Annotated in this window: 17 protein-coding genes; all 17 read right to left on the minus strand. The window is 30.3% G+C overall.

The features are described from left to right. Positions 1-94 precede the first annotated feature (94 nt). The 17 genes from dnaN to V5784_RS10570 all read right to left on the minus strand — a co-directional run bounded on the left by dnaN (position 95) and on the right by V5784_RS10570 (position 13,427). Positions 95-1,207, minus strand: coding sequence for a DNA polymerase III subunit beta (gene dnaN, locus V5784_RS10490; RefSeq protein ID WP_336888962.1), 1,113 nt, complete (start codon positions 1,205-1,207; stop codon positions 95-97). 202 nt (positions 1,208-1,409) lie between these two features. After that, positions 1,410-2,237, minus strand: a complete 828-nt coding sequence (locus V5784_RS10495; RefSeq protein ID WP_336888963.1) for an RNA polymerase sigma factor RpoD/SigA — start codon at positions 2,235-2,237, stop codon at positions 1,410-1,412. A 19-nt stretch (positions 2,238-2,256) separates the two neighbouring features. Further along, on the minus strand, positions 2,257-3,255 hold the full coding sequence (locus V5784_RS10500; protein WP_336888964.1) for an NAD(P)H-dependent glycerol-3-phosphate dehydrogenase: 999 nt from the start codon (positions 3,253-3,255) through the stop codon (positions 2,257-2,259). 47 nt (positions 3,256-3,302) lie between these two features. Then, positions 3,303-3,914: a glycerol-3-phosphate 1-O-acyltransferase PlsY gene (gene plsY / locus V5784_RS10505; protein ID WP_336888965.1), complete on the minus strand. Its 612-nt coding sequence runs from the start codon at positions 3,912-3,914 to the stop codon at positions 3,303-3,305. 28 nt (positions 3,915-3,942) lie between these two features. Continuing rightward, positions 3,943-5,301 (minus strand): 23S rRNA (uracil(1939)-C(5))-methyltransferase RlmD, encoded by a 1,359-nt coding sequence (gene rlmD / locus V5784_RS10510; protein WP_336888966.1) that lies wholly within the window; start codon positions 5,299-5,301, stop codon positions 3,943-3,945. 93 nt (positions 5,302-5,394) lie between these two features. Next, on the minus strand, positions 5,395-5,682 hold the full coding sequence (locus tag V5784_RS10515) for a hypothetical protein (RefSeq protein ID WP_336888967.1): 288 nt from the start codon (positions 5,680-5,682) through the stop codon (positions 5,395-5,397). Then, positions 5,679-6,620, minus strand: a complete 942-nt coding sequence (gene rsmH, locus V5784_RS10520) for a 16S rRNA (cytosine(1402)-N(4))-methyltransferase RsmH (protein WP_336888968.1) — start codon at positions 6,618-6,620, stop codon at positions 5,679-5,681. Before rsmH ends, V5784_RS10515 begins: the two co-directional genes overlap by 4 nt. A 158-nt stretch (positions 6,621-6,778) precedes the next feature. Continuing rightward, positions 6,779-7,045 carry a YggT family protein gene (locus V5784_RS10525; protein WP_336888969.1) on the minus strand — a complete coding sequence of 89 codons (267 nt, stop codon included), beginning with the start codon at positions 7,043-7,045 and terminating at the stop codon, positions 6,779-6,781. A 12-nt stretch (positions 7,046-7,057) separates the two neighbouring features. Further along, on the minus strand, positions 7,058-7,615 hold the full coding sequence (gene pgsA, locus V5784_RS10530) for a CDP-diacylglycerol--glycerol-3-phosphate 3-phosphatidyltransferase (RefSeq protein WP_336889028.1): 558 nt from the start codon (positions 7,613-7,615) through the stop codon (positions 7,058-7,060). A 24-nt stretch (positions 7,616-7,639) separates the two neighbouring features. Beyond that, positions 7,640-8,980 carry a 30S ribosomal protein S12 methylthiotransferase RimO gene (gene rimO, locus V5784_RS10535; protein WP_336888970.1) on the minus strand — a complete coding sequence of 447 codons (1,341 nt, stop codon included), beginning with the start codon at positions 8,978-8,980 and terminating at the stop codon, positions 7,640-7,642. A 326-nt stretch (positions 8,981-9,306) separates the two neighbouring features. Continuing rightward, complete coding sequence (locus tag V5784_RS10540; protein WP_336888971.1) at positions 9,307-9,987, minus strand: plasmid pRiA4b ORF-3 family protein; 681 nt, start codon at positions 9,985-9,987, stop codon at positions 9,307-9,309. Between the two features lie 12 nt (positions 9,988-9,999). Beyond that, positions 10,000-10,245 carry a hypothetical protein gene (locus V5784_RS10545; protein WP_336888972.1) on the minus strand — a complete coding sequence of 82 codons (246 nt, stop codon included), beginning with the start codon at positions 10,243-10,245 and terminating at the stop codon, positions 10,000-10,002. A gap of 114 nt (positions 10,246-10,359) precedes the next feature. Further along, positions 10,360-10,542: a hypothetical protein gene (locus V5784_RS10550; protein ID WP_336888973.1), complete on the minus strand. Its 183-nt coding sequence runs from the start codon at positions 10,540-10,542 to the stop codon at positions 10,360-10,362. An 82-nt stretch (positions 10,543-10,624) separates the two neighbouring features. Then, positions 10,625-11,155: a hypothetical protein gene (locus V5784_RS10555; RefSeq protein ID WP_336888974.1), complete on the minus strand. Its 531-nt coding sequence runs from the start codon at positions 11,153-11,155 to the stop codon at positions 10,625-10,627. A gap of 275 nt (positions 11,156-11,430) precedes the next feature. Then, positions 11,431-12,150 carry a DUF6731 family protein gene (locus V5784_RS10560; RefSeq protein ID WP_336888975.1) on the minus strand — a complete coding sequence of 240 codons (720 nt, stop codon included), beginning with the start codon at positions 12,148-12,150 and terminating at the stop codon, positions 11,431-11,433. Positions 12,151-12,445: 295 nt separating this feature from the next. Continuing rightward, the gene (gene accB / locus V5784_RS10565) at positions 12,446-12,901 is read right to left on the minus strand and encodes an acetyl-CoA carboxylase biotin carboxyl carrier protein (RefSeq protein WP_336888976.1); all 456 of its coding nucleotides are present in this window, start codon (positions 12,899-12,901) and stop codon (positions 12,446-12,448) included. A 79-nt stretch (positions 12,902-12,980) separates the two neighbouring features. Next, positions 12,981-13,427: an ACT domain-containing protein gene (locus tag V5784_RS10570; RefSeq protein WP_336888977.1), complete on the minus strand. Its 447-nt coding sequence runs from the start codon at positions 13,425-13,427 to the stop codon at positions 12,981-12,983. Between the last annotated feature and the right edge of the window lie 8 nt (positions 13,428-13,435).

Raw genomic sequence — 13,435 nt, forward strand, 5'->3', positions numbered from 1 at the left:
TCTTACGCATGGTACTCTTATCAGTATATCATATTAAAATTACACCGTCAAAAAAAGCTCAAATTTTAACCAAAACTTGAGCTCACTTATATTTTTAATCTTTTAATGCTAAAGGCATCACTAGATATTTAAAATTCTTTTCATTTTCTATCGTTAATTCTACAGCACCACAAGATGTCGATAGACTCAATGTAACATTTTTCCCCTTCTCTACAAAAGAAAGATAATCCAATAAAAACTTTACATTAAGAGAAATTTTCAGATCTTCTCCCTCTTTTTTTATCCCTATAGTTTCATTAATTTTAGCAATTTCTGATATCCCACTTACCTCTAAAATATCACCTTTAAATTCAAATATCCCACTATTTTTAGATTCTGCATTATTTCTTACAAAGATCTGAACCCTCTTAAGAATATTTTTAAATTCAGCTGAATCTATTAAAACTTCTTTGTTGTATCCTGTTGCACTTAATATCCCATCATAATCTGGAAATGGTAGATCAATTACTCTAGTTAATATTTCAGTTTCTCCCACTATGAATTTAACTTGATTTCCTTCATATGCAAAGGTAATATCCTTTACTTTTTTTGAAACTAAAATTTTTATCATGGCTTCTACACTTTTTAGAGGGATACTAACCTTTAATTTCCCATCTAAGTCTACTTGTTCAGTTATATAAACTAGTCTGTATGTATCTGTTGATATTAATTTCAACATTCCACCTTCTAATTCCATCCTAAGACAATTTATAGATATATTATCTGTAGTTTGAGAAGCTGCAAACTTTGATTTTTCCAATAAGTTTACAAAGATTTCTGTAGACAGATTATACTCTTTTCCTCCTTGAAATCCTCTGATTTTTGGATATTCATCAGCATCAAAAACAGAAAATTCAGAAGATGAATCTTCTGTTTCGATTAAAAGAGTTCCTTTATCTATACTAAGAGTTACCTCTGGATCACTAATCTCTTTTAGATATTCTTCCACCAATTGATGGGAAAATACCAGGTTTCCACCCTTGATTACCTCTCCTTCCATCTTAGATGTAACTGTTAATTCTAAATTTGTTCCCTTTAAAATTATCGTGGAGTCAACAGCCTCCATATACACGCCTGAAATAATAGGCCTTATTTTATTTTCCGTGATAGCCTTACTCACTATCCTTAAAGTTTTTAAAAATTCTTGTTTATTTACTTTTATTTTCAATTTTACCTCCCATATGCTCAACTCCTTTATCAATCTTTGGTTTCTATTACTTTACATTTAGGAAATTCTTTTTAACTACACGAATCCCCTAACATTCGTAACCTCATGAAACCATAAAAAAGAAGAATCTAATTTAATTCATTTTACCACATCTCTCATTAAAATTAAAGATTCCCCACCAAAAAAAGGCGGGGAACTTACATTAATTAAATAAATAGGGTCTCAATTCCTCACTAAATCTTGTTTTAAGTTTTAATAAGGTTTTTTTCTCAATCTGTCTCACTCTTTCTCTAGTAATATTAAATGTCTTACCAATCTCTTCTAAAGTATGGATATCATACCCATCTATTCCATACCTTAATTTTACTATCTCTTTTTCACGAGGTTTCAGAGCATCTAACATCTTAATGATCTCTTCCCTTCCTATTCCTCTCAAAACTTGATTTTCAAGAGACTGTTCCTCAGGTTGACTTATGGTGTCTTCTAAGAAAATATCCTCTCCTATAGAAGCATTCAAAGACATCAGATCTTGAAATTCTAACATTACTTTTTGAATCTTATCCTCCGGCATATCTAAGCCCTTTGATATTTCATTAAAATTAGGGTATTTACTGGTTTTCATCACATGATTCATAATATATTTATTTACTTTATTCAACATATCATATTTATAAGATGGAATTCTTATTTCCCTTCCCTTACTAATAATAGACTTAGTTATAGATTGTTTAATCCACCAAACTGCATAGGTTGAAAACCTAAACCCCTTCTCTACATCAAATTTCTTAATAGCATGAATAAGCCCAAAATTACCTTCACTGATAAGGTCCATTAAACCCAGTCCTTTTCTAGTATATCTTTTGGCTACATTCACTACCAACCGTAAGTTAGACAAAATTAATTTTTCCTTAGATTCCTCACAATCATTTTTAGCTGCTATAAGTAACTTTAATTCCTCTTCCTTTGTCAAAATTTCATACTGCCTAATATCTTTTAAATATAAAGATACTAAATCTTTTGTTCTTTCCATAGTCTCATCATCCTTAGTTTTAAAATTCTCTCTTTAAGTCTCTAGTCATCAATTCTTTAACCATTTCAGTTGCTAATTTATCTTCATATAATACCTTGTAGACACCTTCTAATATTGGCATTGACACCTTCTTCTTTTGAGCTAATTCGTAAACGGCTTTCACAGTCGGTACTCCTTCAGCTACCATTTCCATCTCATCTAAGATCTCTTGTAATTTTTTTCCTTCACCTAGTTTTTGTCCCACATATCTATTTCTGCTATGAGTACTAGCACATGTCACTATCAAGTCTCCCATTCCAGTAAGCCCTGAAAAAGTCTCTGTTTTAGCGCCTAAAGCCTCACCGAATCTTACTATTTCTGCTAAACCTCTAGTTATAAGAGCTGCTTTTGTATTGTCTCCAAATCCCATTCCATCAGCTATACCAGCAGCTATTGCAATACCATTTTTTACAGCCCCGCCTAATTCTACCCCGATAATATCATTGCTCTCATACACTCTAAAACTTTCTGTATTAAATAATTCTTGTATTTTTTTAGCACAGCCAGATTCTCCAGCAGCTACTATTGTAGATGGAAGATTTTTAGCAACTTCCTCTGCATGGGTAGGACCAGAAAGGATTACAATATTTTTATGAAACTTACCCAATATTTCATCCTTAATCACTTGGGATAATCTCATCCCTGTAGATATCTCTATCCCTTTAGCAGTGTTAACGATTATTGTTTTTTCTGTCAATTGATTACTGATCTTGCCTATAACAGATCTCAACACTTGAGATGGTACAGACATGATAAGGTATTCTGCCCCATCTAGTAACCCTTCTACCTCAGATGTCACCTGTAAAGTTTCTGGAAATTTAGCATTGGATAAAAACTTATTATTTACCCTGCTTTTTTGCAACAATTTTGCCCTCTCTTCGTTGTAATCCCATAGGGTTACCTCATTTCCTTTAGACGCTATAATCCTAGCAAGAGCTGTTCCCCAAGAACCTGCTCCCATAACTACAATTTTCCCCATAATTTACTCCCTTTTTAAAATCATTTGAAATATTTTATTTGTTAAAATTATTTTTTAGCTCCAAATTTATTTTCATTCCCATGCAACAATCTCTGGATATTACTTCTATGCTTGAATATCACAAATAAAGCTATTATAAGGGCAAACCCAAAGATATTCCATTTCCCTAGTTCTTCATTTACAGGCATAAACATTACTAATATCGGAAATAATCCTGCTGCTGATATAGAAGCCAAAGATACATATTTAGTTGAAAATGCAATCAGTATAAATACAACCACTAAAATTAAAACTATATTTGGAACTAAGTATAAAAATACTCCTAAACTAGTAGCTACACCTTTCCCGCCTTTAAATTTTAAAAATATCGACAGGGTATGACCAACTATTGTCACTAAGCCTACCAAAATAAGCTGCCATCCAGTTATTCCGGCTAAACTTGCTAGAAAAATCGGTAAATATCCCTTTAAGGCATCTGCTAAAAGAACAATTATCCCATACTGTAACCCAAGTACCCTGTAAGCATTGGTTGCACCGGTATTTTTACTCCCATGCTCCCTGATATCTATACCTTTGAATTTTTTTCCTATGACTACACCTGTTGGAATAGATCCCATGAAATAAGCTATGATCAAAAAAATTATCAATTTAACTTCCATATCTCCTCCTGCATAGATAATTTATGAATTATCCCTTCTTTTTAAATTTACCTACTACCTCGATATGACTGGTATTAGGAAACATATCTAATGGACAAACTTTGGTCAACAGATATCCCTCTCTCTCTAATATCTGCGTATCTCTAGCAAATGTTGAAGGGTTACATGATATGTATACCACTTCTTTTATCTCCGTTTCAGATAATTTTTCCAATATATTCTGTGCTACTCCCTTTCTAGGAGGATCAAATATTATTGAATCTATTTGATTACCTGCTTCGATTAGTTCAATTAATTTTTCCTCAGCTTTACCATTTATAAATTCTATATTTTCTATCTTATTTTCTACACTTGTTTTTAACGCAGCTCTTGTTGCTGATTCCACTATCTCTATAGCATAGACCTTGTTAGCATCTTTTGATAAGATCATAGCAATAGTTCCTGTTCCTGAATAGGCATCTACTATATTTTTATTTTTTATATTATCAAAATAAGAGATCGCCTTCTCATATAGTTTTTTAGTCTGTTCTATGTTGATTTGAAAAAATGATGTAGGAGATATATTAAACTCAATTCCATACAGTTCTTCCTTAATATATTTTTCTCCAAATAGATGGATATTTTGCTCACCTAAAGCGAAATTTGTTCTTTTATTATTAATTGAAACATAAACAGACTTGACCTTATCATTCTCATTATACAGAGTGTTTAGAACCCCTTCTATTTTTGAATCTACTTTCCCTTTAATTATGAGTACAACCATAGCTTCATTAAATGAAGTTGTCCTAACCATTATGTGCCTCAATATCCCTTTATGAGCTTTTTCATTATATACACTTAATTTAGCTTCATTTAGGAGCTCTTTAATCCTAGATATGATTTCATTTGAAAGTTTGGATTGAAGAAAATTTTCATCCACTTCAAAAACTTCGTGAGATCTTCTTTTAAAGAATCCTGATATTACTTTTCCGTTTTTACGGGCAAAAGGTTCAATCACTTTATTTCTATAGTTAAATTGATTTTCTGCTCCTACGGTATCTAATATTTCTACATTATTTAATTCTACCTTTCCTACACTAGAAAGCACATCTTCTACCATGAGTTTTTTATATTTTAACTGTTCATCATACTTAAGCATAGCAAAATCACAGCCCTGATAATCTTCAAAACTTATTTTGTTTCCCTCTACTCTATCCGTTCCAGGTGTTATTATCTTCTTTATAAGAGCTCTTCCGTATGTTTTTTTTAATGAAATTATCTCTACTTCCAAAACATCTCCAGGAACAGACATTGGTACAAAAATAACTAGATCACCATAATATCCTAATCCTTCTCCACCAAAAATTATCTTATCTATTTTAATTTCTACTATATTTCCTTTTTTCAATTTTTACCCCTTTTTATAATAAATTTTACTGTCACACTACTTACTCATAATACAACCTAAAGTAACCAAAGTCAAGTTTCAAACCTTTTTATTTCATTTTGAAACACTTTTTTTTATTTTGACATGGTTAATGGTGTTAGAAATTTTCATCCCAATCTCTTCCTCGGCATATTTTTTCATTGTATTTAAGTCCATTTTTTCTGCCAATTTTATTTTTTCTCTAGATACTTCCTTTTGTAGATTCAGATTTTTGTTTTTTTGTACCTTGATCTCCTTACTCACTCTGACTGCCTTTATAGTATCATGTAGGCGTAAGCCTTCCATAAAAATTAAAAAAATTATCGGTAACAAAACCATTAATATTTTCTTTTTTTGTTTCATAATTTTTCTACTACTCTCAATTTAGACGAATGTGATCTAGTATTAAATACTAGCTCATCCGTATTAGGAATAATTGGTTTTCTTGTTATACGTTTCACCGTAGCTTTATGATTGCATTGACAAACCAATAGATGCGATGGGCAGATACAATCTGTAGATAATTCTTTAAATTTTTGTTTCACTATTCTATCTTCTAATGAGTGAAAGGTGATTATAGCTAATCTACCCCCTGGTTTCAGTAAGTTTACTGCTTTATCAATTACATTTTTAAGAACATCTAATTCCTTATTAACTTCTATCCTTATAGCTTGGAATGTTTTTTTAGCAGGATGTTTCTTAGGATGTCCTTTGATGGCTTTTTTTATTACTGTTACCAAATCCCCAGTGGTTTCTATAGCTTTCTCTGCTCTGTTATAAACTATATATTTAGCTATCTTTCTGGCGTATCTTTCTTCACCATACTCATATATAATCCTTGAGATCTCCTCTTCCTCATAGTTGTTTATAACTTCATAGGCTGAAATAGGCATATTTTTATCCATTCTCATATCCAAACGAGTATTATATTTATATGAAAACCCTCTTTCAGGATCATTTAGTTGTTTAGAAGAAACTCCTATATCCATCATTATTCCATCTACTTTATCGTACCCTGCCATATATACTACACTATCCATCTCCTGAAAGTTAGATTTAAATATTTTCACTTTATCTCCATATTTTTCCAATCTTTCCCCTGCAAAATCAATGGCATTTTGATCTTGATCTATAGAAATTAATACACCTTTTTCCGAAAGTCTTTTCACTATTCCTTCTGAATGACCTCCTCCACCTAATGTCCCGTCTACATATATCCCATCTATATTAGTAACTAGGTTATCTAAAGTTTCTTCATATAATACAGGTATATGGTATTCACACTCTATCTCTTTATGCATCTTTCCTCCTACTAAACTTTCAATCTACTTTTCTGTCTAATTTTTTTAATTTTTAATTTTAAAGATAAGAAGTCTGCCCGCCTTTGGCGGGCAGACCCCATTAATTTTTTTACTTCGTACGGGTGATTCATTTTATAAGCATAATTCATGAATTACTTCTAAGAGATCATACTCAATATTCTAAAAATCAAATATTTTACAATTCCTAGTACATAATATGCCAAAATTGGCGATAGATCTAATCTGGCGCCACCTAAAGGAATCATTATTCTAAATGGTTTTAGGATTGGTTCTGTAACGGTATAAATCAACTCAATAAATTCATTCCTACTCTGAGGGACAATCCATGATAATATTATCCTCAATAAAATTAAAATTTTTAATATCTCTATTGCATAACTTACTATTTTATATATCAAAAACATCTATTCCTCCGTTTATTCCATATTCATAAAATAATGTTTTGCTTTCACTGAATAATCCCACCCTGACCATATAGTCAAAATTACAGAAGGTAACATTATCCAAACATTTAAATGAATGCCTAATATTTCAATTTGTGTAACTCCTAATATCATTATCATTATTATACCTACCATCTGAGCAGTCGTCTTATATTTACCTAAGTTCCCAGCTGGGATCACCTCTCCATTGGCCGCTGCCAATGACCTGATACCGCTGATTAGAAACTCCCGGGCCAAGACAACTATAGATATCCATGAGGGTAAGTAACCAGCTTCTACAAACACCACTAATGCTGATATAACTAATATTTTATCTGCTAAGGGATCCATCAACTTCCCAAAATCTGTAATCATATTATTTTTTCTAGCTATATATCCATCTAAAAAATCTGTAATAGATGCTACCATAAACAACACTAAAGCTATCATTCTGTATACAAATCCATTATCTCCATTAGATATTCCTAGAAAATAAATAAATGGAACTGCTAAAATCATTCTTGCCATGGTTAATTTATTCGGCACATTCATCCTCATCTTCACTCCTCCTAAAGATTAGTTAACTTCATTTGCTACTACGGAACCTAAAAGGTCATAATCGAAGTTTTGCTCTACTTTCACTTTTACAATTTCCCCTGGTTTAGCAGTTCCGTCATTGGTTAAAACTTTACCGTCTATTTCCAAAGCCTGTCCTCTTGTTCTTCCTTCTAGCATATATTCAGATTCTTCTGATACACCATCTATCATAACTTCTACTTCCTTACCTAGGAACGATCTATTCTTTGTTTCTGCAATCTCAGCTTGAAGATTAGTTAGTTCTACCCATCTTCTGTGTTTCACATCTTCATCCACTTGGTTTTCCATATCAAAGGCTACGGTATCTTCCTCTCTCGAGTATTTAAAAACGCCAATATAATCAAATTTAAATTCTTCTACAAAATCCTTTAATTCAGAGAAATCATCCTCTGTTTCACCAGGAAATCCTACTATTAAAGAAGTTCTAAATATAGCATCTGGAATCTCTTTTCTGATCTTACGTAACAACTCTTTAGAAGCATCTCCTGATATTGCTCTTTTCATCCCTTGTAACACAGAATCAGATACATGTTGTATAGGGATATCAAAGTAATTACATACTTTTTCTTCCGTTTTCATAACCTCTATAAGTTCATCTGTTACTGAATTAGGGAACATATAATATGTTCTGATCCACTTCAATTCCTCTATTTTAGCTAATTCTCTCATCAGATCCGGTAAGGCTTTTTTCTTATATAGATCGAGTCCATATTCTGTTGTTTCTTGGGCTAATAAGTTTATTTCCCTTACACCATTTGCCACTAATCTCTTAGCTTCTACTATGATATCTTCAATAGTCCTACTACGAAGATTCCCACGTAAACTAGGGATGATACAGTAAGTACACCTTCTATTACATCCTTCCGCTATTTTTAGATACGCAGTATGCGGAAAAGTTGTGATTATCCTTTCAGTTTCAGCATTGGCTAAAAAATCTAAAGATTCACTTCTAATAACTCTTTTACCTCCTAATATCTCGTCTATTACTTCTTCTATCTTATCTACGTCACCAGTTCCTATTATAGCATCTACTTCTGGCATTTCTGCCAATAATTCATCTGCATACCTTTCTGCTAGACATCCCGCTACAATTATCTTCTTTAATTTCCCGTTTTTTTTGTGCTCCGCTACACCTAATATAGTTGTGATAGATTCCTCTTTGGCATCGCCAATAAATCCGCAAGTATTTATAATACATAGATCTGCGTCTTCTACCTCTGTAGTTAACTCAAATCCTCTTTTATTTACTAATATTCCTAAATAATGTTCTGTGTCTACTAGGTTTTTACTACAACCTAAAGTTATAACTGCTAATTTCATATTTTACTCCTACCTTTTTTTTTGTTAAAAAACAATTTTTTACACCTTATTTTTATAACTTTTCTATCTTAGAATTATATCATATTTAACTAGGAATTGCTAGAATTTCAATCTTAAGATTCTATGGATTCAATATAGGTTTTATAGGGTTTTTAGTTTTTATTTACCATATAAAAATAGAATTACCCATAGTAACTTTTTACTGGAGCACTTCTCTTTTTATATTTCCATGATATATCCAACACTTCTAAACCCATACCATTTAATATCTCTCTTAATTCTAAAAGTTCATTTTCATTATTTAACTTATTTTTCCCCTCTGAATTTTATTCTTCAAAATCTAAGAAGTCTTCAAAAAATACATCATATTTATATTCTTTAAAATTTTCATTAATATCATTTATATCTTCTCTCCCGAAATCATTTGGATCAAACTTAGGATAGTGTTCTAACAATTCTTTTTTATATTCCTCATCCATATCTACTGGCTTTCCTTCCATAAGGTTACAAAGATCTTTCCATCCCCAAATATCGCCAGAATCCTCAAAGGGTGCAACTCTTTTACCAGTAATAAGGCTAGGATAGATTTTTTTAGAATCTAAATCTAATATTTTTTCTAATTTTATCGTATGTTCCCAGCCATCTCCAAAATCATAATCATAATTTATAGTGTCATCTATTTTTTTAATATATTTATTCAATTTAACATCATGCTCGTTGATCTCTTTAGGAGCTTGCCTTCCACCAAACATCGGCATATCCATCATAGGTTCATAAGACTCTAGCTTCGTATCCAATACTGTTATTTTTTCACTGATTCTAAATTCATGAAGATGATAGTTTCCCCAGTTAAAGATATTTTGAATAATTGCATGCAGTTGATGAAATGTAATATTCTTTTCTACTTGCACCCTCCTCCATATTGGTGGTTTAGCTCCTTTTATATCAATCCTAAATTGATATATTCTATTTTTGGTTTTAACATCATTGAAACTTATTGTAGCCATATTTAATTCCTCCTAATTATTTTTATTTTCGAAATCTTGTAATTCACCAAGAATATAATCACCAGTTCCATATCCCAAATGACCCAAAACATCAAAAGTTTTTTTTATTCTGATTAAATATTTAATTATGACTTTTTCCGACTGAGCCTCTAATATTTCTAGAATTTTATCAAACATATTAGTCACCGCATCATAATAACTTTCTAAACCATCATAACTACTAAGACTATCAATACCTTCTTCATAAAAATATACCATTAATTCTAATTTACCAAGTATATCTGCTGTTGCCTTATAATAATTTGATATTAATTTTTTAGCTTCTACAATCTTTACTCTTGAATTTGATGTAGGAATTGGATTTATAAGTTTTTAAATTTTTTCTTTAAATAATTCTAACGGTATTCCCTCTGAATAAAATTTAGTATTTAAAAACATCTTGTTTTCTTTATTAAGAGAATATAAAGTAGATATTAATTTTAATAATTCTGATTTATCTTTTTTCTCTATTTTTGATTTAATGTCTTTCCATTTAATTTGTTTTGTTTCTACCATAATATAAAAACTCCTTCTACTATTTCCTTGTTATCGTTTTCTCTGATTTCAAAGAAAACTATAGTTAATTTTTACTGCTAATCTATTTTTTCATGATTTTATCTCCAATTTTATTTATTCCCACAGAAATACTATATAAATTATCATTAATTTTCCCCATCAAAATGTTCTTCTCATTTTTTTCTTTTTCTTCTTCAGATTTCTCAACTGGCAAATGTTTAATAGTTTCATTAAGAATTTGCAACATCAAGATTGTAAAATTAAAAAATGTAAATATAGAAATTTTTAATAAATACTCATATATTTTTATATTCTTAGAGATAAAAGGGAAAATCATCACTATAAATAAAAAGCTTAGTGTAATAAAAATTCTAATTATAATTCCTAATGATTTACCATTTTTAGCAAGATTTATCAATGGTTTACTTTTTAAGGAACTCAAAATTGCTAAACTTGTAAAAATAAAACCTATTAGAATAGAGTATATGTTGTTAATAGTTTCTGGTTTTTCAAGTACCCCATTTAATAATGTATTATTAATTGGGATAATAAGTATCATTATAAATAAAACTCCAAGGATTATACCTATTGAGTTATCTTTGATAAACTTCATTGGTCACCTCCTATTCTTAATTATCTTCTAATATCATTTTCATCTCATCAAAATTAAATTCTATTTCAATTAAATTATCTCTTGTATACCCCATTAATTTATTTTTATGACTAGCTATATATGTTTCCTTCATTTCATTAAGTATTCTTTCATACGAAGCATTTTCATCTGCTTTTGATCTTAAAATTAATATTTTATGAGGTTTAAATAATTTCTTTAAATCGATTTCTTTTATTGTTTCATCACTATCTAATTCTACTTTAACTTTTATTGATTCAAATACAGGATTGTCTATAATTTAATGGTTCAATTATATTTCTAAAATTTTTTAAATTAAAACTACCTTTTTTCTTCCCTAAACTCATAGTAAATTCTAACTGTGTAGCCCCGACCTCTCCTGAAACCTCTTTCATCCCTTTAAAAAAATTAAAGTGGGATGCAAAAGTAGTGTCTTCTTGAAAACTTTCTTTTAATAAATCTGAATCACTTGTCGTAATTTCTAAATTAAGTTTAAAGTCAATACTCCTTGCTCGACCCGTATTAAGTATTTGATCTAGGGAATAATCGTCTGAAATACTTCTCAATCTCAACGTATAATCTTCAGGCAAAAAACTTTCTATATATTCTTCTAATTGTTTTTCTTTGTGCCCCTCTGCATTATACTCAAATAACAGTATGTTTTGATTTTTATCATAAATAAGATTTGTTATTTCAACAATTGTTTTATCTTTTCGTGCTTCTAAAGCTTCTTCTTCAATACTTCCTGTGTAGGGTAGATGTTCTGAACGGTACTTTAAAAACAAAATTGATAGAAGACTTTCATCAAAACTATCATCTGTATGTATTTGTATTATAGTATTAAATTCTTTGATTTTTCTAATAGAATCATTTCTATTATTTCTAAATATATTATTTAATATTTCGTTAAAGCTAATATTCGTATAAGTGGCGCCATATTTTATTGTTGGTTTATAAAATTTTATCGCTTTGCTCATTAAGCCCCCTTGGTCACTTTTTATTTTTTTACTTTTACTTCTAACTTAGGTTTCCCTGGATTTAAGGAAACCTAAGAGGAGAAATCAAGACTTAAAAATTTTCACTATTTCTTTTTCTTCTTCCGTCAGCTCGTACAAATCATAGACCATCTCGTCTATTTCTAAATCTTCAGCATCTTTATCATGTTCTTTTAAAGCTATTATTTTATAGTTCTCTGAAATCCCATATCCCAATTAAAATTGTATCAGATTTTTAGAAAAAAAGAGCCACTAAATAGTGACTCAAATTTTATCTTTATACTTCTTCTACGAAGAATAGGTCAGCTCCCTTAGTTACAGGTGCTCCGTCAGTCAACACTAATTTTACTATTCTACATCTTTTTTCAGCTTTTACTTCATTCATAAGCTTCATAGCTTCTACAATGCACAAAATATCTCCAATTTCTACAATTTGTCCTTCTTTTACAAATGTATCTGCATCTGGAGATGGGGCACCATAATATGTTCCTATCATGGGTGATTTTATAGAGTCATATTTTTTTGTCTCTGCTACATCTGCTTTAGCTTTATTCACTTTTTTAAGAGTTGATGTTACAACTCTTGGTTCTGATATTACTTGAGTTACAGTTGCTTTTTCTATCTCTCTTTTAAGAGAAATTTTAGTCCCTTCACTCTCTAAAGTTATCTCCTCTAATCCGTATTTTTCTATATTTTCAGATAACTTTTTTATAGCTTTTACATCTATTTTCATATTTCCCCCTGCTATTCTAGGATATGCACAAGACATTACCCTTATGTTTTTATTTTTTCATCTCATTGTGGAATAATGTTTAGTTATTTCCTATTATTCTTATCTCACTTACACCTGGTTGCTCAGTTATTTTTTCCAACATCGTTTCTATATTTCTCAATGAATCAGCACTAGTTCTAAGTGCCAAAGTAACCCTTGCAATCCCGTCAATAGGTATATTTTGAGTTATTGTAAGGATATTCACGCCTGAATCCGCTATTATATTAAATATTTTAGATAACATCCCCGGTTCATCATGGAGTGCCATATTTATATTAAATACAGTATCTTTTCCACTTTCAAAAAATGGTTTAATAAAATCCTTATACTTATAATATGTACTTCTACTTATTCCAATTCTTCTTATTGCCTCATACTTTGATATTCCTTCTCTTTGAACTATTTCATTTACCTTAATTACATTTTGAATTGAATTAGGTAAGATCCTTTTATCTACTATAAAAAATTCTCTTGATTCAGTTGTCATGCTCCCAC

Origin of the sequence: Psychrilyobacter sp., assembly GCF_037132775.1 — a bacterium.
Classification (GTDB): domain Bacteria; phylum Fusobacteriota; class Fusobacteriia; order Fusobacteriales; family Fusobacteriaceae; genus Psychrilyobacter.